The organism is Halorubrum miltondacostae (assembly GCF_041379815.1).
Lineage (GTDB): Archaea > Halobacteriota > Halobacteria > Halobacteriales > Haloferacaceae > Halorubrum > Halorubrum miltondacostae.
In genome coordinates this window covers 847,332-869,176 of record NZ_JBEDNY010000001.1, presented here as the reverse complement: position 1 = coordinate 869,176, position 21,845 = coordinate 847,332, and the positions used below count along the sequence as shown (strand labels likewise).

At 70.8% G+C, this 21,845-nt stretch carries 24 protein-coding genes, 1 tRNA gene and 1 pseudogene; 11 read left to right on the top strand and 15 right to left on the bottom strand.

Annotated elements, in window-relative coordinates; translation table 11 throughout:
- Window positions 1-28 precede the first annotated feature (28 nt).
- Window positions 29-1,096: a type II glyceraldehyde-3-phosphate dehydrogenase gene (locus ABNG04_RS04835; RefSeq protein WP_371160503.1), complete on the bottom strand. Its 1,068-nt coding sequence runs from the start codon at window positions 1,094-1,096 to the stop codon at window positions 29-31.
- Between the two features lie 184 nt (window positions 1,097-1,280).
- Between ABNG04_RS04835 and ABNG04_RS04830 the strand changes: the two genes are divergently transcribed.
- Entirely contained in the window at window positions 1,281-2,234 is a 954-nt protein-coding gene (locus tag ABNG04_RS04830) for an aminopeptidase (protein WP_371160501.1), read from the top strand.
- Between the two features lie 49 nt (window positions 2,235-2,283).
- Here the strand turns inward: ABNG04_RS04830 and ABNG04_RS04825 are convergent, their stop codons facing one another.
- Together ABNG04_RS04825 and ABNG04_RS04820 are read right to left on the bottom strand one after the other, a co-directional pair.
- Window positions 2,284-2,685 carry a hypothetical protein gene (locus ABNG04_RS04825; protein ID WP_371160500.1) on the bottom strand — a complete coding sequence of 134 codons (402 nt, stop codon included), beginning with the start codon at window positions 2,683-2,685 and terminating at the stop codon, window positions 2,284-2,286.
- Window positions 2,686-2,797: 112 nt separating this feature from the next.
- On the bottom strand, window positions 2,798-3,685 hold the full coding sequence (locus tag ABNG04_RS04820) for an HVO_0234 family beta-propeller protein (protein WP_371160498.1): 888 nt from the start codon (window positions 3,683-3,685) through the stop codon (window positions 2,798-2,800).
- 117 nt (window positions 3,686-3,802) lie between these two features.
- Here ABNG04_RS04820 and ABNG04_RS04815 point away from each other — a divergent pair, with 117 nt between their 5' ends.
- The 3 genes from ABNG04_RS04815 to ABNG04_RS04805 all read left to right on the top strand — a co-directional run bounded on the left by ABNG04_RS04815 (window position 3,803) and on the right by ABNG04_RS04805 (window position 6,388).
- Window positions 3,803-4,786, top strand: a complete 984-nt coding sequence (locus tag ABNG04_RS04815; RefSeq protein WP_371160496.1) for a nucleoside recognition protein — start codon at window positions 3,803-3,805, stop codon at window positions 4,784-4,786.
- Window positions 4,787-4,840: 54 nt separating this feature from the next.
- Window positions 4,841-5,005 (top strand): DUF7838 family putative zinc beta-ribbon protein, encoded by a 165-nt coding sequence (locus tag ABNG04_RS04810; RefSeq protein ID WP_371160494.1) that lies wholly within the window; start codon window positions 4,841-4,843, stop codon window positions 5,003-5,005.
- Window positions 5,006-5,119: 114 nt separating this feature from the next.
- The gene (locus ABNG04_RS04805) at window positions 5,120-6,388 is read left to right on the top strand and encodes a CaiB/BaiF CoA transferase family protein (protein ID WP_371160492.1); all 1,269 of its coding nucleotides are present in this window, start codon (window positions 5,120-5,122) and stop codon (window positions 6,386-6,388) included.
- Between the two features lie 24 nt (window positions 6,389-6,412).
- On the opposite strand, the gene ABNG04_RS04800 is transcribed toward ABNG04_RS04805, so the two are convergent.
- Genes ABNG04_RS04800 through ABNG04_RS04785 form a run of 4 tightly spaced genes read right to left on the bottom strand, consistent with a single transcriptional unit; the run spans window position 6,413 to window position 8,919 of the window.
- Window positions 6,413-7,333, bottom strand: a complete 921-nt coding sequence (locus tag ABNG04_RS04800; RefSeq protein WP_371160490.1) for an HpcH/HpaI aldolase/citrate lyase family protein — start codon at window positions 7,331-7,333, stop codon at window positions 6,413-6,415.
- Window positions 7,333-8,376, bottom strand: coding sequence for an isocitrate lyase (aceA, locus tag ABNG04_RS04795; protein WP_371160488.1), 1,044 nt, complete (start codon window positions 8,374-8,376; stop codon window positions 7,333-7,335). The genes ABNG04_RS04800 and aceA overlap by 1 nt, the downstream gene beginning before the upstream one ends.
- Before the next feature lie 4 nt (window positions 8,377-8,380).
- Window positions 8,381-8,572 (bottom strand): hypothetical protein, encoded by a 192-nt coding sequence (locus tag ABNG04_RS04790; protein ID WP_371160487.1) that lies wholly within the window; start codon window positions 8,570-8,572, stop codon window positions 8,381-8,383.
- A complete protein-coding gene (locus ABNG04_RS04785) occupies window positions 8,569-8,919 on the bottom strand; it encodes a hypothetical protein (protein ID WP_371160485.1) in 351 nt (116 codons plus the stop codon). Before ABNG04_RS04785 ends, ABNG04_RS04790 begins: the two co-directional genes overlap by 4 nt.
- Window positions 8,920-9,235: 316 nt before the next feature.
- Between ABNG04_RS04785 and thiL the strand changes: the two genes are divergently transcribed.
- Window positions 9,236-10,150 carry a thiamine-phosphate kinase gene (thiL, locus tag ABNG04_RS04780; protein ID WP_371160484.1) on the top strand — a complete coding sequence of 305 codons (915 nt, stop codon included), beginning with the start codon at window positions 9,236-9,238 and terminating at the stop codon, window positions 10,148-10,150.
- A gap of 275 nt (window positions 10,151-10,425) precedes the next feature.
- On the opposite strand, the gene ABNG04_RS04775 is transcribed toward thiL, so the two are convergent.
- Window positions 10,426-11,568, bottom strand: a complete 1,143-nt coding sequence (locus ABNG04_RS04775; RefSeq protein ID WP_371160483.1) for a thiolase family protein — start codon at window positions 11,566-11,568, stop codon at window positions 10,426-10,428.
- A gap of 105 nt (window positions 11,569-11,673) precedes the next feature.
- Window positions 11,674-13,191 carry a 2,3-bisphosphoglycerate-independent phosphoglycerate mutase gene (gpmI, locus tag ABNG04_RS04770; protein WP_371160481.1) on the bottom strand — a complete coding sequence of 506 codons (1,518 nt, stop codon included), beginning with the start codon at window positions 13,189-13,191 and terminating at the stop codon, window positions 11,674-11,676.
- Window positions 13,192-13,340: 149 nt separating this feature from the next.
- On the opposite strand from gpmI, the gene ABNG04_RS04765 reads away from it, so the two are divergent.
- The 5 genes and pseudogenes from ABNG04_RS04765 to ABNG04_RS04745 all read left to right on the top strand — a co-directional run bounded on the left by ABNG04_RS04765 (window position 13,341) and on the right by ABNG04_RS04745 (window position 17,443).
- Window positions 13,341-14,000, top strand: a complete 660-nt coding sequence (locus ABNG04_RS04765) for an ArsR/SmtB family transcription factor (RefSeq protein ID WP_371160479.1) — start codon at window positions 13,341-13,343, stop codon at window positions 13,998-14,000.
- A 108-nt stretch (window positions 14,001-14,108) separates the two neighbouring features.
- The gene (locus ABNG04_RS04760) at window positions 14,109-15,029 is read left to right on the top strand and encodes a DMT family transporter (RefSeq protein ID WP_371160477.1); all 921 of its coding nucleotides are present in this window, start codon (window positions 14,109-14,111) and stop codon (window positions 15,027-15,029) included.
- 85 nt (window positions 15,030-15,114) lie between these two features.
- Window positions 15,115-16,048, top strand: a pseudogene (gene lipP1 / locus ABNG04_RS04755) (LipP1 family hormone-sensitive lipase).
- A gap of 89 nt (window positions 16,049-16,137) precedes the next feature.
- Window positions 16,138-16,731, top strand: a complete 594-nt coding sequence (locus ABNG04_RS04750) for a GNAT family N-acetyltransferase (RefSeq protein WP_371160475.1) — start codon at window positions 16,138-16,140, stop codon at window positions 16,729-16,731.
- Window positions 16,732-16,837: 106 nt separating this feature from the next.
- Window positions 16,838-17,443 carry a DUF7978 family protein gene (locus ABNG04_RS04745; protein ID WP_371160473.1) on the top strand — a complete coding sequence of 202 codons (606 nt, stop codon included), beginning with the start codon at window positions 16,838-16,840 and terminating at the stop codon, window positions 17,441-17,443.
- A 19-nt stretch (window positions 17,444-17,462) separates the two neighbouring features.
- Here ABNG04_RS04745 and ABNG04_RS04740 read toward each other — a convergent pair whose 3' ends face one another.
- Both ABNG04_RS04740 and ABNG04_RS04735 read right to left on the bottom strand, forming a co-directional pair.
- On the bottom strand, window positions 17,463-17,915 hold the full coding sequence (locus ABNG04_RS04740; RefSeq protein WP_371160471.1) for an RNA-binding domain-containing protein: 453 nt from the start codon (window positions 17,913-17,915) through the stop codon (window positions 17,463-17,465).
- Complete coding sequence (locus tag ABNG04_RS04735) at window positions 17,912-18,499, bottom strand: AAA family ATPase (protein ID WP_371160470.1); 588 nt, start codon at window positions 18,497-18,499, stop codon at window positions 17,912-17,914. The genes ABNG04_RS04740 and ABNG04_RS04735 overlap by 4 nt, the downstream gene beginning before the upstream one ends.
- A 101-nt stretch (window positions 18,500-18,600) precedes the next feature.
- Here ABNG04_RS04735 and ABNG04_RS04730 point away from each other — a divergent pair.
- Window positions 18,601-18,675 (top strand) — tRNA-Arg (locus ABNG04_RS04730).
- Window positions 18,676-18,702: 27 nt separating this feature from the next.
- Here ABNG04_RS04730 and moaA read toward each other — a convergent pair.
- From moaA to ABNG04_RS04710, 4 genes are all read right to left on the bottom strand, one after another.
- Window positions 18,703-19,707, bottom strand: coding sequence for a GTP 3',8-cyclase MoaA (gene moaA / locus ABNG04_RS04725; protein WP_371160468.1), 1,005 nt, complete (start codon window positions 19,705-19,707; stop codon window positions 18,703-18,705).
- Window positions 19,708-19,833: 126 nt separating this feature from the next.
- Window positions 19,834-20,601, bottom strand: coding sequence for an MBL fold metallo-hydrolase (locus tag ABNG04_RS04720; protein WP_371160466.1), 768 nt, complete (start codon window positions 20,599-20,601; stop codon window positions 19,834-19,836).
- A 75-nt stretch (window positions 20,602-20,676) separates the two neighbouring features.
- A complete protein-coding gene (locus ABNG04_RS04715; RefSeq protein WP_371160465.1) occupies window positions 20,677-21,102 on the bottom strand; it encodes a universal stress protein in 426 nt (141 codons plus the stop codon).
- A 138-nt stretch (window positions 21,103-21,240) separates the two neighbouring features.
- On the bottom strand, window positions 21,241-21,798 hold the full coding sequence (locus ABNG04_RS04710; RefSeq protein ID WP_371160463.1) for a hypothetical protein: 558 nt from the start codon (window positions 21,796-21,798) through the stop codon (window positions 21,241-21,243).
- Between the last annotated feature and the right edge of the window lie 47 nt (window positions 21,799-21,845).

The following is a 21,845-nucleotide window of genomic DNA, read 5'->3' as shown; positions in this document are numbered from 1 at the left end:
GCGACCGAAAAGAGCGCGACTGCGGTCCTCAGTCGTCCGCCGCCAACTCCGTCCGCGCCGGCCCGTCGTCTCCGAGTCGGCTCTCGAGACCCACGCCGAGCGTCTCGTTCGTCCGGGCCACCGACTCGGCCGCGTCGACGTCGGTCGTCATCGCGCGGATCGCGTCGACGTTCTCCGGGACCACGTCGGCCTCTTGATGGACGTTCTGGAAGAGGTAGAGGTCCCGGCCGGTGACGCTGATCGACTCCTCCCAGACGCAGTTCTCCCAGAGGTCGCCGCGGGGCCGCCCCGCGTCGGCGGCGTACTCCTTTAGCGCGCCGGCGCCGTCGATTCCCGCTGCTTCCGGGACGAGGAAGATCCGGTCCTCGTCGGCGAGGAGGTCGCGGACGGCCGTCGAGTCGGGCTCGGTCTCCAGCGTGACGTTGACGCTGTGGGTGTGCATCCCCGTGACCGGCGCCTTCAGCGCCGCGGTGTCGACAGGCACGTCGGGGAGGATCTCGTTCACGTCCGGACCGTGATGGGAGGGAACCGTGGCGGGGTCGGGGACGATGTCGTTTATCGGCCCGCGGTTCGTCTCGCTCGGGTCGCCACCGCGGCGCACGAGCGTGACGCGCGCCTTCTCGACGCCGTAGGTCTCGTCGAGCGGCGCGAGCAGCCGCGAGAGCGCGGTCGTGTTACAGGAAACGACGCGGACCGCGTCCGCGCCGCGGGCCGCCTCGAACCGGCCGCGAGCGTTGAACGAGGTCTCGGCGACGGCGGCGTCCTCGCCGCCCTGAAAGATTGCCGGTGTGTCGTGCGCCTCGTAGACGGGCGCGTTGCGTTCACCGACGCCGGAGGGCGCGCAGTCGACGACGACGTCGACGGCCTCAAGCAGGTCGCCGAGCGTCCCGGCGAGGTCGACCCCGGCGGCCGCGAAGGCCTCGGCGCCGTCGTCGACCGCCGCGTACAGGTCGTATCCACGCCGCGCCGCGGCCTCGACGCCGTAGTCGGGCGACGCCTTCGTCACGCCGACGAGCTTCATATCCGGCTGGGCCGCGACGGCGTCCGCGACCCGCTTCCCGATCGTCCCGTAGCCGTTGACGCCCACGCGTATCATGTCTGCCTCTCGCTCGGGAATCGGTATAATCTTTTCGAGGCCGCCAAAATGAAATTAACTACCCCACGAGTAATCGATCGGTTAATTCGACGCCGATCGACACCGGACGTAAATAATTCAATTACGGAATTGAGTAAACACGACGATGACAAGGCCTAACGCCCAGCCGAACGGAGACAGTAGTATGGCAGCCGACCTCTCCGACGCCGCGGCGACCGCGGTCGAACAGTGTCTGAACGTCGCGCCCGACGAGTCGGTCGCGGTCGTCACTGACGACGAACGTGAGCCGATCGGCGAGGCGCTCTACGCGGCCGCGACCGACGCCACCGACGACGCGACACTCCTCCGGTACCCGCCGGCCGAGCAGCACGGGACGGAGCCGCCGGCCCCGGTCGCGGCCGCGATGGCGGAGGCCGACGTCTTCCTCGCGCCGACGACGAAGAGCCTGAGCCACACCCGGGCCCGCGGCGCGGCCTGCGACGCCGGCGCGCGCGGCGCGACGTTGCCGGGGATCACCGAGGACGTGTTCACGACCGGCCTTGACGCAGACTACGCCGCCATCGAGGCCGCCTGCGACGACGTGCTCGGTCAGATCGGCGACGCCGACGAGGTCCGCGTCACCGCGCCCGCCGGGACGGACATCACCTTCGAGATCGGTGACCGCGAGTGGCTCGCCGACACCGGGATAGTGCGCGAGCCCGGCGACTTCTCGAACCTCCCCGCCGGCGAGGTGTTCGTCGCGCCCGCGAGCGCGACCGGGACCTTCGTCGTGGACGGGACGATGATGCCCCACGGGCTGCTCGACGACGGGCAGGAGCTCGCGTTCGAAGTGGAGGACGGGTTCGTGACTGAGATCACCGACGACGCGATCCGCGCCGACGTCGAGGCCGCGGCCGACGAGGTCGGGGACGCGGCGTACAACCTCGCGGAGCTCGGCATCGGGACGAACGGCGGCGTCGAGGAGCTCGTCGGCTCGGTCCTCCTCGACGAGAAGGCGGGCGGCACCGTCCACATCGCGATCGGTGACAACGCCGGGATCGGCGGCGAGACGGACGCGCCGCTCCACCTCGACGGGATCGTCCGGGATCCGACCGTCTACGCCGACGGCGACGAGATCGACCTGCCGAGCGCCGCATAGACAGCGATCCCGACGGCGCCCGCGACGAGGACCTACTCCCGTCTCATCGCTACCCCTCGGTTGCGGTCTCCTCGGATGCCGGCGCCGGACGCTCCCGGTGGGAGACGGAAGCGACCCCGGCGGTGTACCCCAGCGTGGTGAACCCGAGCACCAGGAGCGTGAGCGCCGCGTGGACGTCGGGCGAGAGGGCGACCTCGGAGAGGTTGAGCGCGACGCTGAACAACAGGGAGCCGGCGATCACGGCGCCCCACGGCCCATCGTCTCCCCAGTCGGGACGCGAGGCGAAAACGTAGAGCGATGCCGCCGTCGCGGCCGCCCAGACGACGCTCACGGCCGCTATCAGGACGCCCATGCCGTCCAGAAACCCCTCTGCCCACCACAGTCCTCCCGCGGAGACCACGCCGACTGCCGTTCCGGCCACGCCACTACGGAGTGCGGTACGCTGCTCCATCGTCGGCCCGGAGTAGCACGTCCCGTCTCATTACCGCTTTGGCTGGCCGCGGACTCGGGAACTACGGACCGACGCCTCGATTCGACGGTCGCCCGGTCGATTGACCCTCAACCTATTCCACGACCGCGAGCGCCACGCCCGCCGCGTCCCGAACGCCGACCACCTGGTGTCGCCACCCGTCGCCGGCGTCGACGCAGAGCGTGCCCGCGTCGGTGACCACGACCGAAATACCTGGTCCGTAGCCGAGCGCGACGGCCGTCTCATCGACGGGCAGGTCCGCGACCGCCCACGTCTCCTCGCCCCACTCGCCGCCCGCGCCCGCGTGGACGAGCAGGTCGCTGTCGACGACCGCCATCGCGTGCCCGTCGCCGTCGGCCGCGACCGCGTCCGTGGCGGCCTCCCGGACCGTCATCCAGCCGTTGCCGAGCCAGTAGAACCCCGCACCGATCGCCGCCAACGGCATTCCCGACCCGGCCACGTCGCGGGCGTCGTCGAGACCGACGTCCGTGACCCCGTTCTCGCCGACCCGGTACACTCCCTCCGCGCTCGCGACGAGGCCGCCGTCGACCGCCCGGGGTTCCGCGACGGACCCGATCTGCGTGGTCGACGCGATCGCGGTCTTTCCCGCCTCGAACACGACGCGTTCGATCGCGCCACCCTCGCGGGCGACGACGAGCGTCCCGTTACGGGCTCTCCTCCCGCCGACCGCGACCGTCGGCTCGTCGTCGACCGGCTCGAACGCGGGGTCGTCGCCGACCGCGCCGACCGAGAGCCCGTCGGCCGTGGCCGCGACGACGAGGTCTGCCCCCTCGTCTCGCGCGCAGACGGCGACGTCGCGGGCGGGGTCACGGGCGACCATGTCGAACGCGCCGATCTTGTCGGCCGACAGCGAGACGCGGACGATCCCCGTTCCCGTCGCGACGTAGGCGTCGGTGCGGCCGGCGCTGCCCGCGTACACGCGCTTTTCGTCGATCGAGATGTCGTCCTCGGCGGGAGCCATCGGGAGGTCGTTCCCCGCGGCGGACCATAAGCCCCGCGCGGCGGCGCGCGTTCCGACGCTCCGGGAACGCCAGCCCGTTCCGACGGCCATTTGAGCGCCCCTCGCGTACGCCGATTCGTGCAATCGGTCGCCGCCGAGCTCTCGACGCTGCTCGCGGAGGTGGTCCCCCGGCTGGCCCGGATCACGGCGTTCATCGCGGGGGGCGTCTTCGCCGCCAACGTCGCCGTCGCGTTCGGGCTGGTCCGGTACGTCGCCGGGCTCGCGGGGTGGCTGACGCGGCCCGCGAACCTCCCGGACGAGGTCGGCACGGCGATCCTCACGACCGCGGCGTCGACGACCGCGGGCTATGCGACGCTCGCGGAGTTCCGCGAGTCGGGCCTGCTCGACGACCGAGCGACGCTCGTCGCGGTGACGATGAACACGTTCTTCGGCTTCGTTCAGCACGTGTTCACATACTACATCCCGGTGTTGATCCCGATTCTCGGCGTCACCACCGGAGCCGTCTACGTCGGCGCGCGCGCCGGCATCGCGCTACTGATCACCGTCACCGGCGTCGTCGCGGGCGGGTTCCTCCTCTCCGAGGCGAACGTCGACCGCGCCGCGCTCGCCGGCGTCGAGGCGACCGGGCCCGAGGACGACGACCGCACCGGCCGGGAGCGCGTGCGCGACGCGGCCGGGAGGTCGTGGCGGACCCTCCAGCGGATTGTCCCGCGGCTCGCGGTCGTGTACACGCTGGTCATCTGGCTCGTCGCGACCTACGACGTGACCGCGCTGACGAGCGTGGCGGAGCCGATCACGAGCGTGCTGGGCCTGCCGGGTGCCGCGGTGCCGGTCATCGCGGTGTTCACGCTCGACACGACCGCGGGCGCGGCGACGCTCGCCGGGACCGAGGCCGGGATTTTCACCACGCGGACCGCGGTCGCGTCGCTGCTCATCGGGAGCATCCTCTCGTTCGCCGTCTCCACGTTCCGGCGCTCGATCCCGTTCCAGTACGGGATCTGGGGGCCGTCGTTCGGGACGAAGGTGATCGTCGTCAACACCGCGCTCAAGCTCGTCTTCATCTCGGCGACGGTCGCGCTGCTGCTCGCGCCGGTGTGGTGAGCGGTCGAAACCCGAATCAGTAGGTTCAACACCGGCCCGGATCGATCGGCGCACATGGCGCTCGAAAAGGACGTGGACTGTCCCGCGTGCGGCGAGACCCGTTCGTTCTACCGGACCGCGGCGATGACCCTCCACCTCGGCGAGAAGACGAAGTGGCGCTGTCCAGACTGTGGCTACGGCTTCGTCGAGATCGGCGGCATCGACACGCTCCCGGCCTGAGACGGCCGCTTCTCCGTTTCTCTCCCGTCCGACGCACCCCAACACTCAGTAGCCCGGCGGCTGAGTCGGATCGCATGAACCGGACACGGCGGCGGTCCGCGGAGGCGAGAGCGCGTGGTCGGTGAGGCGCGCGACCCCGAGAGCGACGTCGGGCCGCTGGACGGGCTCACCGTGTTGGATCTCTCCCGGGTCCTCGTCGGCCCGTTCTGCACGATGCAGCTCGGCGACCTCGGCGCGGGGGTGATCAAGGTCGAGCGGCCCGGGCGGGGCGACCAGACCCGGACGTGGGTCCCGCCCGCGTTCAGTGCGGACGACGGAGGGGCCGAGACCGACGACGAGGACGACGCGAGCGCCTACTACGTCAGCGTCAACCGCAACAAGCGGTCGATCCAGCTGGACCTGACCACCGAGTCGGGGCGCGCGGTCGTCCGCGACCTCGCCCGCGAGGCGGACGTGCTCGTCGAGAACTTCCGCGTCGGGAAGACCGCCGACTGGGGCCTCGACTACGGCGACCTCGTCGAGGAGAACCCCGGGCTCGTCTACTGCGCCATCTCCGGCTACGGCGAGTGGGGCCCCGACCGCGACAAGCCCGCCTACGACATCATGATGCAGGCCCGCGGCGGCTTCATGTCGTTCACCGGCGTCGAGGGCGGACCGCCGGTCCGGATCGGCGTCGCGCTCGCCGACGTCGGGGCGGGGATGTACGCGACGCAGGCGATCCTCGCGGCGCTCCTCGAACGCGAGCTCGGCGACGGCCGCGGGCAGAAGATCGACGTGAGCCTGTTAGACGGGCAGGCCGCCTGGACCAGCTACATGGCGACGAACTACTTCGCCAGCGGCGACCCGCCGGAGCGGATGGGGAGCAAACACCCAAACATCGTCCCGTACCAGGCGTTCGAGACGAGCGACGGGTACGTCGTCGTCGCCTGCTCGTCGGACCGGTTCTGGCCGCCGCTGTGCGAGGCAGTCGACCGCCCCGACCTGCTCGCCGACGAGCGACTGGAGACGAACGAGGGCCGCGTTCGGAACCGCGAGTTCGTCGACCGAGAGCTGGGGGAGACGTTCTCGGCGATGTCGACGGCGGAGGCGGTCGAGCGGCTCGAAGCGCACGACGTGCCCGCGAGCCGCGTCCGCGACGTGAGCGAGGTGTTCGCCGACCCCCAGATCGAGGCGCGCGGGATGCTCGCCGAGGCCGAACACCCGACCGCGGGCACGGTGCGGTTCCCCGGCTCGCCGATGCACTTCTCGCGGACCCCGACGACCGTCCGCCGCCATCCGCCGGCGCTCGGCGAGCACACGGAGTCGGTGTTACGGGAGTACGGATACGACGCGGGCGACGTCGACGAACTCCGAGCGCGCGGCGCGATTCCGGAGCCGAAATAAAAAGCCGAGCGGCGGGGACGGCCCTTACAGGATGCCGGCCTGCTCGGCGCGCGCGACGATGCCGCGGGCCATCTTGTCCGTCGCCTCGTCGACCATCTCGCCGTCGACCGAGACGGCGCCCCTGCCCTGTTCTTTTGCCTCCGCGTAGGCGTCGACGATCCGGCGGGCCTTCTCGGCCTCCTCGGGAGAGGGTGCGAACGTCTCGTTCGCGGGCTCGATCTGGCTCGGGTGGATCGCCCACTTGCCGTCACAGCCCAGTTGGCTCGCCCACCGACAGGAGTCGCGGAACCCGTCCGTGTTCTCGATGTCGGCGTAGGGGCCGTCGATCACCTGGAGCCCCTGCGCCTTCGCCGCGTGGGCGATGCGCGCGAGCTGGTAGTGCCAGTAGTGACCGGGGTAGCCGCCGCCGGAGCCGATGGTGAGGCCGGCGGCGCCGACGTTCGCGGTGTAGTCGCCGGGGCCGAAGACGAGCGACTCTAACCGGTCGCTCGCGCGGGCGATGTCGGCGACCTTCGTCATCGCTTCCGGGGACTCGATCTGCGCCTGGAGGCCGATCTCGCCGACCCGCAGATCGTTGTTCGTCTCGACCTGCGTCAGCAGGTTGTCGACGGTGGCGACCGTCTCCGGGTTGTTCGCCATCGGCACCATGATCGTGTCGAGGTGTTCGCCGGCCCGTCCGACGACCTCGATCACGTCGTCGTAGAACCACCGGGTGTCGACGCCGTTCATCCGGTAACAGGGCCGGGTGTCGGACCAGTCGTACTCGATCAGGCCCTCGATGGCGTTCTCGCGGGCCTCGATCTTCTCGGACGGCGCCACCGAGTCCTCTAGGTCGATGAACGCCTCGTCGGCCCCGGAGTCGGGCGCCCGCTCGATCATCTTCGGGTCGGAGCCCGGCGTCGCCAGCTGGCTCCGCCGGAGCGTGACGTCGTCCGGCCCGCCCATCAGTCGTCACCTCCCTCGGAGGCGGTGATCGGGTCGTTCTCCTCCTCGGTGAAGCCGGCCGACTCCTCCTGGCGCTTCCGGGCCTCGGGGTCGAACTCGGCCTCGATGTCCTGATACCGCGGGACGAAGGAAAGCTCGTGGTGGCTCTCGGTCTCGTGGCCGATGTAGCGCTCCTCGAGGTCGAACTGCGCCGCCTCGTCGTTCTCGGCGATGTTCGCGAAGTCCTCGTAGGCGGCGTGCGCGCCGGAGTGGAGCCCGTACAGCGTGATGAAGATATACTGGTAGCCCAGGTCGCCGAGCTCCTCGAAGGTGAGCGGGTCCTCCTCGGCGCCCCACTCGAACGACGAGGAGTAATTGAACGCCAGATCGAGGTCCGGGTGGGTCTCGTGGATCGTCTCGGCGTACTCGACCGCGTCCTCGCGGGACGGGTCGGGCATCTCCGGCCAGACGAGGTCGACGCCGGCGTCGGCGTAGATCCGCCCGCGTTCGAGGTGCTCCTCCCAGTCGCCGTTGGCGGAGCCGTACGCGTCGGTGCGGGCGATGATCACCGTGTCCTCGCTCTGCTTGGCGTCGACGGCGGCCTCGAAGCGCGAGCGCGCCTGCTCGCGGGAGACGATCTGCTTACCGGCGATGTGCCCGCAGCGCTTCGGCGAGGTCTGGTCCTCGATGTGGACGGCGGCGACGCCGGCCTTCTCGTACTCGCGGACCGCGCGCCGGACGTTGTGGACGCCCCCGTAGCCGGTGTCGCAATCGGCGATGACGGGGAGGTTCGTCGCCTCGGCCATGCGTTTCGCGTTCTCGACCATCTCGGACATCGTGACCATCTCCAGGTCGGGGAAGCCGAACTGGCCGAGGACGGTGGAGTAGCCGCTCATGTAGGCCGCGTCGAGCCCGGCCATCTCGGCGAGGCGGGCGTCGAGCGCGTGGTAGATCCCGGGCGCGAACGTGTACTCCTGCTCGTCGAACAGCTCGCGGAGTCGGCGGCCGGCCGGGTTGTCGATATCTCTGGTGAAGACGTCGTCGTCGAGTTCGTTGGGATTCATCGAGTTACTGCGTGGCGTCGTCTGCGGTGCGGTTCGGCGCGGCGGAGCGCCCGCCGGCGCGGCGAGCGGCGGGCGCGAACGCGGTGGCGTCCGGGCGCGGGCCGTCGCCGGTCCCGCTCATCGGAACGGCGCGGCGTGGCGACTCCTCGGCGTTCGCGGAGCTGTCGCGGGGACGGCGCGTCGCGTTCGCCGTCATCGCGACCCCCCGTCGGTCCGCGTCCGCGAAGCAGGGCGCAGGTCGGGGACCAGCGGCGCGTCGCGCTCGTCGTCCGTCGGGCGGCGGGCGGGTCGAGGAGCGTCGGTCGTCTGCGGCGAGCCGGACGACCGCGTCTGCGTCGCTCGCCGGGTCGTGATCGTCGGGACCAGCGGCGCGCCGGCCTCCTCGGTCAGCGGGGTGCGGCCGGGGATGGTCCGCGGAGAAGTGGTCGGGTCGGACCGATCGGTCGCGCTCGTCCGGTCGGTCGAGTCCGAATCGGTCGGTCGGTCGGTCGTGGTGTCGGTGCGTCGGGTCGTGTCGTCGGGAGTGTCGTTAGGCGTCGTCATCGGGTCGTGTGGGCGGTTGCGGCGGTCGTCTGGTGATCACGTCTGTGCGGCGGCCGGCTGCGTGTCCGTGTACGGATACTGCCATTGCGACCGAAACAAATCGGAGGAAGATAATAAACATAATGATTGATAATGATAATATTCGTTATGTTGTTTTACTCGATTAAATGTTCCATGACAACACGCACCACGATAACCCCGGCCGCCCCCCGACGCGCCCGAGCCGAATCCCGCGAACGCGCCGGGGGCGCCGGTGAAATCGACGGCGGCAGCCGGGACCGATCGCTTATTGGCCTCGCCGCGCGGAGCGTAGGTAGTGAACGAGCGCGACGCCCTCCGGGCCCTCGCGGCCGACCTCCCGCACGCCGGCGACGACGCCGCCGTCCTCGACGAGACGGTGATCACGACGGACATGCTCCACGAGCGGACCGACTTCCCGCCCGGCACGACGCGGTACACCGCCGGCTGGCGCGCGGTCGGCGCGTCGCTCTCGGACGTGGCCGCGATGGGCGCGGCCGCACGGGCCGCAGTCGCCGTCTACGCCGACGCCGCGTTCGACCCCGAGGATCTGGACCGGTTCGTCGCCGGCGCGGTCGACGTCTGCGAGGCGGTCGACGCCGAATACGTGGGCGGGGACCTCGACGAGCACGTCGAGTTCACGACCGCGACCACCGCCGTCGGGCGCGTGACCGACGCCGGCCCCGTCACCCGAGACGGGGCGCGGCCGGGCGACGCCCTCTGCGTCACCGGCGAGTGGGGGCGGTCCGCGGCGGCGCTGCGGTTGTTCGAGCGCGGCGACGGAGAGTCGATCGAGCGCGCCAACGAGCTGTTCAGGTTCACGCCGCGGGTCGCGGACGGGCTGACGCTAGCGGGGACGGCGACCGCGATGATGGACTCTTCGGACGGGCTGGCGCGGTCGTGTCACCAGCTCGCCGAGGCGAGCGGCGTGGGGATTGAGTTGGAGCGCGAGGCGGTTCCGGTCCACCCCGCGGTCGACGAGGTCGCCGACGGGGAAGACGAGCGGTTCGAACTCGCGGCGCACTTCGGCGAGGACTTCGAGTTGCTCTGTGCGGTGCCGGAAGCGGAGGTGTCGGCGGTCAGCGAAGCGTGTCCGGCGGGGCTCACGCGGGTCGGTACGGTGAGAGAGGCGACGGACGACGAGGAGCGTCCGCGCGTCATCGCCGACGGCGACCCGCTGCCCGACCGCGGGTTCACGCACGGCGACGGGTAAGCCGTCGGCGGCTCGGCGTCTGGGCTGTCAGGCGGATGGCGTTATAAATAGTCGATCGACACTGCCACCGCCTCGCGGCTGCCCCTTCGACCCCCGCCCCGCAACGCACCGCAACCGCGGCCTCACACCTCCCCAACCTCGTCGGGCGCGTCCGTCGGACTCCCGACGGTCGTCCTCGTCGCGCCCGACTCCCTCGCACGCGCTCCTCCCGGCCGCCGTTGGCGGCCACTCGTCGGCGCGCGCCAGCGGAAAAAATTCGTCGCTTCTCGCGGTCCCTACCGCAGGAACTCGATCGCCGCGCCCTGCCCGAAGCCGACGCAGAGCGTCGCGAGCCCGCGGTCGGCGTCGCGCTTCTGCATCTCGTGGAGCAGCGTGACGGGGAGCCGCGCGCCGGACGCGCCGAGCGGGTGGCCGAGCGCGATGGCCCCGCCGTTGACGTTGTACTGGTCCTCGTCGATGCCCAGCTCCCGGCGCGAGTACTCGCACTGGGAGGCGAACGCCTCGTTCAGCTCGACGAGGTCGTAGTCGTCGATGTCGGTGCCGGCGCGCTCCAGCAGGCCGCGGGTGGCGGGCACCGGACCGATCCCCATGACGGTGGGGTCGACGCCGGCGACCGCGTTCGTGCCGACCTCGGCGAGCACGTCGAGGCCGTGCTCCTCGGCGAACGCCTTACTCGTGACCACGGTCAGCGACGCGCCGTCGGAGATCTGCGAGGAGTTGCCCGCGGTGACGCTGCCGTCGCCGGTGAAGGCGGGGGGCAGGTCGGCGAGCTTCTCGGCGGTCGTGTCGGGGCGGATCCCCTCGTCCGCCTCGACGAGGCCGTCCTCGGTCTCGACGGGGACGATCTCGTCGTCGAAGCGGCCCGACTCGGTCGCCTCGGCGGCGCGCTGGTGGCTGCGAGCGGCGTACTCGTCTTGCGCCTCGCGGCTCACGTCGTACTCCTCGGCGACCTTCTCGGCGGTCATCCCCATCTGGAGCTGGAAGATGTTGTACTGCTCCGACAGCTCGGGGTGGAGGTGCTCGTAGGAGTCGCCGTCCATCGGCACGCGGCTCATGTTCTCGACGCCGCCCGCGATGATACACTCGCGGTTCCCCGCCGCGATGGCGTCGGACGCCGAGATGACCGCCTGCATCGAGGAGGCGCACCAGCGGTTGATCGAGGTGGCGGGCACCGACTCGCCCAGGTCGGAGAGGAGCGCGATGACGCGCGCGACGTTGTTGTCCTGCTCGGTCCGCTGCTGTGCGACCCCCCACATCAGGTCGTCGACGTGGTCGCTCGTCAGCCCCGTCTCCGCGAGCGCGTGGTCGATGAGCGTCGTCGAGAGGTCCTCGCTGCGGACGTCTTCGTAGACGCCGCCGTCTTTCCCCTGCGGGGTTCGGTAGGCGGCCGCGATCACGGGCGTGGTCTCGTCTGTCATGAACGATCACAGGCCCGACGCCGTATTAAAACGCCGTGGAACGAGCGAGAATCGATCCGAAGTTTATCGTTTATCCGGACGGCCGCGACGCCGCGACAGGGCGCATCACTCCGTCAGCAGACTCTCGCCGGTCATCTCGGCGGGCGCCTCGCGGTCCATCAGGTCGAGCAGCGTGGGCGCGATGTCGCAGAGCGAGCCGCCCTCGCGGACCCGCTTCCCGCCGTCGTCGCCGTCGGGCGTCAGGTAGACGAACGGGACCGGGTTATACGTGTGAGCGGTGTGGGGGTCGTCCACCGTGCCCATGTCGTCGGCGTTGCCGTGGTCGGCGGTGACGAACGCGTGCGCGCCGGCGTCGGCGACCGCCGAGAGCAGCCGGTCGAGCTGGGCGTCGACGGCCTCGACCGCCTCGACGGCGGCGTCGAAGTCGCCCGTGTGGCCCACCATGTCCGGGTTCGCGTAGTTCAAAACGAGCAGGTCGGGATCGTCCGAGGCGATCGTCTCGACGGCCTCGTCGGTCACCCCGGGCGCGGACATCGCCGGTTGGAGGTCGTACGTCGGGACGTCCGGGCTCTCGACGATCGTCCGGATCTCGCCCGGGAACTCCACCTCGCGGCCGCCGTTGAGGAAGTAGGTGACGTGGGGGTACTTCTCCGACTCGGCGATCCGGAGTTGGGTGCCGTCGGCGTCCGCGACGACCTCGCCGATCGTGTTCGCGGGGATCTCCGGCGGGAACGCGACCGGGAAGTCGAACGTCTCGTCGTACTCGGTCATGGTCGTCAGCCGGACGTCGGGCTGGTCGAGGTCGAACGCCCAGTCGGGCCGGGTGCCGGTCAGCATCCGGACGAGCTGGCGGGCGCGGTCCGCGCGGAAGTTGAAGAAGATCACCGTGTCGCCGTCGGCGAGGGCGGGCTCGTCGGCGACGAGCGTCGGCTCGACGAACTCGTCGGTCTCGCCGCGGGCGTGCGCCTCGCGGGCGGCGGCGACCGCGCTCTCGGCCTCGTGTGGGGCCTCGCGGGCGACGACGGCGTCGTACGCCTTCTTCGTCCGCTCCCAGTTCTCGTCGCGGTCCATCGCGTGGTACCGGCCGGTGACGGTCGCGACGTGGCCGGTGCCGCGCTCGTCGGCCTTCTCGGTCACGTCGGCGAGGAACTCGTCGGCGATCTCCGGGGCGGTGTCGCGCCCGTCGGTGAACGCGTGGCTCGTCGCCGGGACGCCAGCGTCGGCCGCGGCGTCGATCAGCGCGAGCAGGTGCTCCACGTCCGAGTGGACGCCGCCGTCGGAGATGAGCCCCATGAAGTGGACGCGGCCGCCGGTCGACGCCGCGTGGTCGAGCGCGTCCGCGACCGCGTCGTTGTCGGCAAGCGACCCCTCCGCGAGCGCGTCGGTGATCCGGGTGTACGCCTGCTTGACCACGCGACCGGCGCCGATGTTGAGGTGGCCGACCTCCGAGTTCCCCATCTGTCCCTCCGGGAGTCCGACGCGGCGGCCGTGGACCACGAGGCGGCCGTCCGCCCCGCGCTCCGTCGCCGCGTCGAACGTGGGCGTCTCGGCCGCTTTCACGGCGTCGCGGCGGTCGTGGTCGCCGAGCCCCCAGCCGTCGAGGATGACGAGTGCCGTCTCCATACCCCAGCGTGCCGCCCGGCGGGTAATTACCCTTCGATGAGCGCAACCGCCCTCGCCGCCGGCGCGGCCGTTCCATCGGTCGATCGGCGGCGATGTCGTCCGGTCGCCGGAAGCCAGCCTTTTATACGCGGAACGCTAACCACACGTTAATGGACTCCGCGGTACTGCTCGATCTTCTCGGGAACGAGAACCGGCGGCGTATCCTCCGGCTTCTCGCCACCAAGCCGTGTTACGTCACGGAGATCTCGGAGTACCTCGACGTGAGCCCGAAGGCGGTGATCGACCACCTGCGGAAGCTGGAGCAGGCCGGTCTCGTCGAGTCGACGACGGACGACCAGCGGCGCAAGTACTTCCGGATCGCGCGCAGCCTCCGGCTGGAAGTGAGCGTCTCGCCGTACGGCTTTGGCGCGAAGAGCGCGTATCCGGCGAAGAACAGCCTTGACATGTCCGGGCGCTGCCCGCACCTCTCGATCGAGACCCCGGACGGCTCGGGGGAGACCGGCGACCTCGCCGACCTCGCCGAGGAGTACACGCGCCTCCAAGACCTCGACCGCGAACTCTCGCTCGCCCAGCGGTGGGTTCAGGGCCGAGTCGAGGACACGCTCGCCGAGATCGACGAGCGGCTCGGCGGACAGGCAGACAGCCGCTTCTTCGCGGCCGTCCTCGCCGCGGTGATCGAGACGGACGGCACCCCTACGGCGGTCGCCGACGAGGTCGGCGCGCGGCCGTCGACGGTCGAGGGGGCGCTCCGCCGGCTCTCCGACGTGGGCGTCGTCGCCCGCGACGCGGACGGGTATCGGCTCCGCTGACGGGAGCCCTCACCGCTGACGGCGGCCCGGTCGGCGCTTTCCGCGAACCGATCCAGCGAACACGGCCGTTTCCGGAACCTTTTGGCGCGCCGCGGGGAGAGGGCAGACGTGAGCCGTCTCAGAAACCTCTCGCTGTTCCTCGTCCTCGCCGCCGTCTGGGGATCCGCGTTCGTCGCGATCAAGGCGGGGCTGGCGTACTTCCCGCCGGTGCTGTTCGCGGCGTTCCGGTACGACGTGGCCGGCTTGGTGATGCTCGCGTACGCGGCGTACGCGGTCGACGAACCGCTCCCTCACGGCCGCGACCAATGGCTGGAAGTCGTCTCCGGCGCCGTCTTCATCATCGCCGCCTACCACGCGTTCCTCTTCGTCGGCGAGACCGACCCAGCGGTGACGAGCGGGGTCGCGGCGGTCATCGTCAGCCTCTCGCCGCTGTTGACCACGGTGTTCGCGCGCGCCTTCCTCCCCGCCGAGCGGCTGACCGCCGTCGGCGCGCTCGGGCTCGGGATCGGGCTCGTCGGCGCGGTCGTCCTCGCGAACCCGGACCCTGCGAACCTCACCGGCGGCGGCACGGTCGCGAAGCTCCTCGTGCTACTCGCGGCGGCCTCGTTCGCGCTCGGCTCCGTCCTCTCGCGGGCCTCCGAGGCCGACATCTCCATCGAGACGATGGAGGCGTGGTCGATGCTGCTCGGCGCGGGGATCATGCACGTCGTCGCGCTCGCGCTCGGCGAGTCGGTCGCCGACGCGGTCTGGACGACGGAGTCGCTGCTCGCCTTAGGCTACCTCTCGGTCGTCGCCAGCGGGATCGGGTTCCTCGTCTACTTCGACCTGCTCGACCGGCTCGGCCCGATCGAGATCAACCTCGTCTCCTACGTCGCGCCGGTGTTCGCCGCGCTCGTCGGCTGGCTCGTCCTCGACGAGGGGATCACCGTCACCACGGTCGCCGGCTTCCTGATCATCTGCGTCGGGTTCACGCTGGTGAAACGCGACGCGATCCGCGCGGAACTGCGCGCGACCGGCGCGTTCGGCTGACCGTCGCGACCGCAACGGAGCGAGAGACTCCGTCACGTCGCCCCCGCCGCAACAGCCTTTCCCCCGGGGCGACGACCTCTGTGCCGTGAGCGCCGACCAGATCGATCCGCAGGCGAAGCGCGTCGCCGCCCGCCAGTCGCGGATCCCCCTCCCGCACGGCCGCTACCGGCTGAAACTGCTCCGGCTGCTGATCCGCCCCCTGATGCGGCTCCGGAACCGCGACCCGCCGAGCGTCGGCGCGACAGAGTCGATCGCCCTCCCCGGCCCCGCGGGCGACCTCGACGCCCGGCTGTACCTCCCCGCCGGCGACCCGCCGTTTTCGACGGTCGTCTTCTTCCACGGCGGCGGGTTCGTCCTCGGGAGCGTCGAGACCCACGACTGGCTCTGCCGTCACCTCACCCGAGAGAGCGGCTGCGCGGTGCTGTCCGTCGAGTACCGGCTCGCGCCCGAACACCCGTTCCCGGCCGCGGTCGAGGACGCGTACGCCGCCGTCGAGTGGGCCGCGGAGTCGACGGACCGGCTCCGGGGGACGGGCGACCTCGCGGTCGCGGGCGACTCGGCCGGCGGGAACCTCGCCGCCGTGACCGCGCTGATGGCCGCCGAGCGGGACGATCCGGAGATAGCCCACCAGGCGCTCCTGTACCCCGGCATCGGCGTCGACCCCGAGCAGGCGTCGATCAGAGAGCACGGCGGGATCGTCCTCTCACGGGCGGACGTCGAGTGGTTCTCAGAGTCCTACTACGGGAGCGACGTCCACCGGCGAAACCCGTACGCCGACCCGATCAACGCCGGCGACCTCTGCGGCGTCGCGCCCGCGACAGTCGTCACCGCGGGCTTTGACCCCCTCCGCGACGGCGGGCGGGCGTACGCCGAGCGGCTGGTCGCGGACGGCGTCGCGACGCGGTACGAGAACTACCCGGCGATGGTTCACGGCTTCATGACGATGGAAGATCGTCGACCGGGCGCGCGAGGCGATCGCGGCCGTCGGCGACGACCTCGCCGACGCGCTCGACGCCTGAGCGTGCTCGCCCGCCGGCGCGACGCCCGGTGTGCGAACAGTTCCCGAGCCGGCGGTGGAGTTTATCCGGGCGGCGACGACTCGTCGCACGTGTTCCCCGAGACCATCGAGACGGAGCGACTCCGGTTGACGGTGCGGAGCCCCGAGACCGTCGATCTCGACGAGTGCTACCGGATCTGCTCGTCGGACCCCGGCATCGACGAGGTGACTGAGTACGTCACCTGGAGCCCCCACGAGACGAAGAAGGAGACGCTGGAGTTCCTCGAACGCGGTCGCGAGCGCTTCGACGACGGCGAGGCCGCGAGCTACGTGATCCGGCCGCGCGAGGGCGAGGACGGGGCGGGCGAGATCGCCGGCTTCGGTGGGTTCGGGGTCGACTGGGAGAAGCGGACCGCGACGCTCGGCACGTGGCTCCGCAAGCGGTTCTGGGGGCGCGGCTACTCCGGCGAGCGCGCCGCCGCGCTCGTCGAGGTCGCGTTCGAGGACCTCGATCTCGACGTGGTCGCCGTGAGCCACCACCCGGACAACGACCAGTCGCGGCGCGCCATCGAGAAGTACGTCGACCGACTCGGCGGCCGGCGCGAGGGCCTGCTTCGGAACCACCTGACCTTCTTCGACGGCAGCGTCCACGACGAGGTGCGATACACCATCTCGCAGTCGGAGTGGCGGGAGGCGACCGGCTGATCCGTCCGCGTCCCCGGCAGCGGCCCTAAGCGGCCGCGACCGCGATCGTTTCGCGTTCCGATCCGACCCAACAAACACTTATGACCGCCGAAACGACCCCAAGCGCATGTCATCACCAGCCAGCGGCGGAGCAAACGCGACAGGGGCGGAACGCGACCTCGGCCGCGGTGCGGTCGTCGGGGCGGCCGCAGGCGCGGTGTCGTACGTCCTCGGCTACCTCGTCGTCTACGTCACCCAGAGCGGGCGGGTCGAGGAGGGACTGTCCGGGATCAACTTCTTCGCCGACCTGTTCGGCGGCCACACCATCTCGGTGTGGCGCGGCGTCGGCTGGGTGTTCTACAACGCGCACTTCGTCGACGTCGACGTGCCGTCGCTCGTCGGCGCCCCCCGGTCGGTGAACTTCATCTCGCAGAGCGACGGCGGGTTCACCTACCTGTACGTCGTGTCGCCGCTGCTCCTCCTCGTCGCCGGAGTCGCGATAGCGCGCGCCGCCGGGGCGACGACGCCGGCCGACGGCGCGCAGTCCGGGGCGCTCGCCGTCGCCGGCTACTTCCCGCTCGCGGTGGTCGGGGCCTTCCTGTTTCGGTACGCCGTCGGCGACGGCGGGAGCGTCGCACCGACGCTCGTCACGGCGGCGCTGCTCGCGGGGCTCGTCTACCCGGTCGTCTTCGGCGCCATCGGCGGGGCCGCGGCCGGGGCCACGGGCGAGTGAGCGGCGCGCCGACCCGCCCTCAGTACGACTCGCCCTCGGGGTCGAAGCGGTCGCCGTACTCGCGGACCGGGTCGACGGGCTGGCCCCCGTCCGTCTCGGGCGCGACGTAGTCGACGAACGACTCGACGTCCGGCTCGCGGACGCGCACCTCGACGTCGATCTCGCCCAGTTCGTCCGGCTCGCCGACCGCGAAGTTGACGACGCCCTCGAGCGCCGCCTGCTTCTTCAGCGAGAAGGCGAACCCCTCCTCGGTGCGGTTCTGTAGGAACACCCGACGGGCGGTGTCGAGGATCTCCTGCTCGTGGAGGACGTCGGAGAAGGCGTCGAGGCTGTGGGTCTCGGAGACGAGGCGGCCCTCCTCGTGGACCGGGTCCGCGTCCGGGAAGACGTTCTCGACGGCGTCCGCGACCCGGTCGGTCACCTCGGTGTCGTGGACGGGCGTCTCGATCCGGACGTCGACGCTGTAGATCACGCGCCGTCACCTCCGGTGTCGATCGGGTCGGCAGCGTCGACGCCCAACACCTCGCGCATTCGGTCGCGGAACATCGCGAGGCTGTCGGTGTTGTCGATCTCGACGTCGGCCCGTTCGAGCGTCTCCCCGAGGCCGAGGCCGAGCTCACGCTCGTCGCGCTCGCGGAGCGCCTCCAAGTCGGAGTCGGAGTCGTCGCGGCCGCGCTCGCCCAGTCGCTCGGCGCGGAGTTCGAACGGCGCGCGGATCGCGACGAGCGTGAAGTCGTCGCCGAACGCCTCGCGGAAGCGTTCGAGCTCGACGGTGGAGCGGAGGCCGTCGACGAGGACGGTGTCGCCGCGGTCGCTCTCGGCCGCGGCCTCGCGGATCCGTGGGAGCGTCCGCGCGGCGATGGCGTCGTCGCCCTCCTCCTCGCGGAGCGTGCCGGCCATCCGCCCGTGGTGCTGCGCCGGGTCGAGCCCGCGGCGGCGACACTCGGCGCGGATCACGTCGCCCATGACGACGACGGGGATCCCGGCCGCCTCGGCCACGTTCGCCGCCTCCCCCTTCCCGCTGCCTGGGAGGCCGACGGTTCCAATAACGTTCATTACCGGTCGCTACTCCGCTCGCGGACTTAGGTCTGCTGTTGGGCTCCGAACCGGTGCGAACCACGGCCGTTTTTTAGATGGGGCGAATCAGAACTGAGTGAGGGCACGTAGCTCAGCCAGGATAGAGCGTCGGACTTCTAATCCGATGGCCGTGGGTTCGAATCCCACCGTGCTCGTCATCTGCGAAGAAGTTGTTTCAGTTCTCAGTCCGCCGCAGGCGGCGTCCCGAGATACTTCTCGTTCAGTTCGTACTCGCCGTCCTCGCCCTCGACGAGGTACTCGCCGTAGTAGGGGACGCGGTTCGCGACCACTTCCTCGAACGTCTCCGCGATCTCTGCGCGCGTCATCTCGCCCATCGACCGGAGGTCGTCGTTGCGGTTGAGACACCCCTTCAGGTACCCCTCGTGGGTGACGCGGACGCGGCCGCAGTTGGCGCAGAACTCCTCGTTCTCGACGGGGTCGACGATCTCGACCATCCCGCCCGTGTCGTCGTCGCTCGCCTCGCCGACGAAGTAGCGCTTCCGGTCGTGCATCTCGCGGTGTTCGACCCGGTCGGCCTTCTCGGCGAGCCAGTCGTGGACGCGCCCGATGTCGACGTTCCACTCCGGCCTGCCGGTCAGCTCCGGCATGTACTGGATGAGCTGGAGCTGGAGCCCGTCGTTGTCGGCGACATGCTCGACCATCTCCTCGACGTAGCCCGCGGTGTGCGTGAACACGACCATGTTGAGCTTCACCGGATCGAGCCCGGCGTCGACCGCGGCCCTGACGCCTTCGAGGACCTGCTCGTACGCGCCGGACTTCGTCACCTCGGCGAAGTCGTCCGGGTCGAGCGCGTCCTGCGAGACGTTGACGCGGTCGAGGCCCGCGGCCTTCAGGTCCGCGGCGCGCCCGGGGAGGAACGTGCCGTTCGTCGTCATCGACACCTCCATCGAGTCGGGCGTGCGCTCGATGATCTCCGCTAAGTCCTGACGGAGCATCGGCTCGCCGCCGGTGAACTTCACGGCGTCGACGCCGTACCCCTCGACGACCTCCAGGAAGCGGACCACGTCGTCGGCGCTCATCTCTGCGTCGCTCGGCTCCATCGGCCCGCGCGTGTCGCCTAACCCCTCGTTGTGACAGTAGACGCAGTCGAAGTTACACCGGTCGGTAAGCGAGATCCGCACCCCCGTCACCTCCCGTCCGAAGTCGTCCGCGAGTGGGCCGGCCATGGAAGACAGGAACGACCACGCGCGCTTAAATATCCGGGTCGTTCGTGCGGGTGCGTAACAGTCGGCGGTTACGTCGGAACTGTTCCCTGACCGATCGGTGGTTACGATTTCGGCGCCGCGCGCCGGTCACAGCGACAGGCGGAGCCCGTCGGCCGCGGTCCGCACCTCGCCGTCGAAGCCCGCCTCACGGACGCTCTCTTCCAGCTCGCGCTCACGACCGCCGGTGTGCGGGTAGAGGTGCGAGAGCAGGAGCGTCCCGACCTCGGCCCCCGCGAGTGACTCGCCGAGGCTCGTCGGCGTCGGGTGGTTCGACACGTCGACATCGTCCGGGAACGAGCAGTCGTGGACGAGGAGGTCGGCCCCGTCCGCGAACCGCCCCATCCCCGCGAACGCCTCGGTGTCGCCGGAGAGCGCGACCGGCCCGTCGGCGGGCGGGTCGTCGGAACTCGGCGGCGAGAAGCGGTAAGCGAGCCCGTCCATCGAGTGGCGCGTCTCGCGGGCCGCGACGTCGAATCCGCCCGCGGCGAACGGGCGCGCGGTCGACACCTCGCGGACGGCGAGGTCGATCCGCCCGTCAAGGTAGTCGTGGACGTCGAGCAGCCCGTCGACGAGCGACTTCGTCCCCGCCGGTCCGACGACCTCCAAGTGCTCCTCGCCCGCGAGCCAGCGGGCCTTCAACAGCGGGAGGAGCGCCGCGACGTGATCGAGATGGTGATGCGTGAGCAGGACCGTCGAGACGCCTTCGTAACCGACGTCCGTGCCCGCCAGCCGCTGGAGGACGCCGCTGCCACAGTCGACGAGGAGCGACCGGTCGCCGTCGGCGAGGAGGTAGCCGGCCTGCGCGCGGTCGGGGACCGACATCGCGCTGCCGGACCCGAGGACGGTGAGTTCCATGTCGACCGTTCTCGGCCGGACCTACCTAATTCGGTCGGAGCGGCGGCGGAGCGCGGCGCGGCCCCGCCCGCCCGGTCACTTGATGAGGAACACCGGGACCGACGCGTCGTCGGCGACGCGGTCGGAGACGCTCCCGAGCGACCGAATGCGCTCGCGCGGCGACTTCCCCTCCGGGCTCATCACGATCACGTCGACCCCCGCCTCGTCGGCGTAGGAGACGATCTCGGCGTCGGGCGTGCCGTGGACGACGTGCGTCTCGACCTCGAGCCCGGCCTCGGCGGCCGCGTCGGCGACAGCGCCGACCGCGGTCTCGCCCTGCGCCTCGAGGTCCGCGACGACCTCGTCGTGGAGCTCGCCGGAGTTTGCGGTCGTGACGCGTTGATCGACGACGTACAGCGCGTGGACCGTCGCGTCGTGGTCCGTCGCGAGCCGCACCGCGTGATCGAGCGCGCGGTCGACCGCCTCGCTCCCGTCCGTCGGCACCAGGATGTCGTCGTACATGGGTCGACGTTCGCCCGGCCGTGGCTTAACGATAGGGCCTCGGCGTCGGACTCCGGGAGCGCCGCGCAGGGAGAAAGAGGACCTGTCATGCGCGGCGGCGACGACGAGGGCGGCCCTGGAGGCGGGGACCGAGGCGCGCTACTCGCCGCGCCAGCGGCCGCCGATCGCCTCGCGCCGCATGCTGTTCGCCTCGCCGTCGCGGAAGACGCTGACGCGACCGGTCTCCTCGCTCAGGGTCACCGTCGCCACGACCTCCGGCCGGACGGAGGTCTCGATGGCGCTCATGTGTCGCGACCCCATCCACGGCTCGTAGCTCACGTCGTCGACCAGGTCGGCCTCCTCGTCGCGGGCGCCCAGGTCGCGGAAGCGGACCATCTGCGACTCGATCTCGCCGTCGACCGCGACGACGACGCCGCCGTCCTGCGCGACGCTCACCGACTCGGCCGCGGCTGCGAGCGTGTCCTCGTCGAAGACGGACAGGCAGGTATCGCGCGGCCAGCGGTTGTCCCCCATCGGGTCCGCGTACGCGCCGTAGTCGCTGTCGCCGATGACCGCGAAGTACAGCCCGGGCCCCTTCACGTGCGGTTCCTCCCACCCGTCGAAGGAGACGCTGACGTGTTCGGCGCAGTAGGTCAGCCGGTCGACGACCTCGCACACCCGCTCGTGGTCGCCGTACTCGATTGCGAGGTCGCTCATCGGCGTCGCTCCACCCGGTCCGGTCGTCCGCTGCGATTACCGCCGTC

What these genes read in the sequence shown, in the direction of transcription:
- ABNG04_RS04825 (WP_371160500.1), bottom strand. Translation starts at nt 2,685, where the DNA reads ATGGAGCAGCGTACCGCACTCCGTAGTGGCGTGGCCGGAACGGCAGTC.
- ABNG04_RS04785 (WP_371160485.1), bottom strand. Translation starts at nt 8,919, where the DNA reads ATGACGACGCCTAACGACACTCCCGACGACACGACCCGACGCACCGAC.
- ABNG04_RS04715 (WP_371160465.1), bottom strand. Translation starts at nt 21,102, where the DNA reads ATGTACGACGACATCCTGGTGCCGACGGACGGGAGCGAGGCGGTCGAC.
- ABNG04_RS04735 (WP_371160470.1), bottom strand. Translation starts at nt 18,499, where the DNA reads ATGAACGTTATTGGAACCGTCGGCCTCCCAGGCAGCGGGAAGGGGGAG.
- gpmI (WP_371160481.1), bottom strand. Translation starts at nt 13,191, where the DNA reads ATGGAGACGGCACTCGTCATCCTCGACGGCTGGGGGCTCGGCGACCAC.
- ABNG04_RS04830 (WP_371160501.1), top strand. Translation starts at nt 1,281, where the DNA reads ATGGCAGCCGACCTCTCCGACGCCGCGGCGACCGCGGTCGAACAGTGT.
- ABNG04_RS04820 (WP_371160498.1), bottom strand. Translation starts at nt 3,685, where the DNA reads ATGGCTCCCGCCGAGGACGACATCTCGATCGACGAAAAGCGCGTGTAC.
- ABNG04_RS04745 (WP_371160473.1), top strand. Translation starts at nt 16,838, where the DNA reads ATGTCATCACCAGCCAGCGGCGGAGCAAACGCGACAGGGGCGGAACGC.
- ABNG04_RS04765 (WP_371160479.1), top strand. Translation starts at nt 13,341, where the DNA reads ATGGACTCCGCGGTACTGCTCGATCTTCTCGGGAACGAGAACCGGCGG.
- ABNG04_RS04775 (WP_371160483.1), bottom strand. Translation starts at nt 11,568, where the DNA reads ATGACAGACGAGACCACGCCCGTGATCGCGGCCGCCTACCGAACCCCG.
- ABNG04_RS04835 (WP_371160503.1), bottom strand. Translation starts at nt 1,096, where the DNA reads ATGATACGCGTGGGCGTCAACGGCTACGGGACGATCGGGAAGCGGGTC.
- ABNG04_RS04790 (WP_371160487.1), bottom strand. Translation starts at nt 8,572, where the DNA reads ATGACGGCGAACGCGACGCGCCGTCCCCGCGACAGCTCCGCGAACGCC.
- ABNG04_RS04810 (WP_371160494.1), top strand. Translation starts at nt 4,841, where the DNA reads ATGGCGCTCGAAAAGGACGTGGACTGTCCCGCGTGCGGCGAGACCCGT.
- aceA (WP_371160488.1), bottom strand. Translation starts at nt 8,376, where the DNA reads ATGAATCCCAACGAACTCGACGACGACGTCTTCACCAGAGATATCGAC.
- moaA (WP_371160468.1), bottom strand. Translation starts at nt 19,707, where the DNA reads ATGGCCGGCCCACTCGCGGACGACTTCGGACGGGAGGTGACGGGGGTG.
- ABNG04_RS04710 (WP_371160463.1), bottom strand. Translation starts at nt 21,798, where the DNA reads ATGAGCGACCTCGCAATCGAGTACGGCGACCACGAGCGGGTGTGCGAG.
- ABNG04_RS04800 (WP_371160490.1), bottom strand. Translation starts at nt 7,333, where the DNA reads ATGGGCGGGCCGGACGACGTCACGCTCCGGCGGAGCCAGCTGGCGACG.
- ABNG04_RS04720 (WP_371160466.1), bottom strand. Translation starts at nt 20,601, where the DNA reads ATGGAACTCACCGTCCTCGGGTCCGGCAGCGCGATGTCGGTCCCCGAC.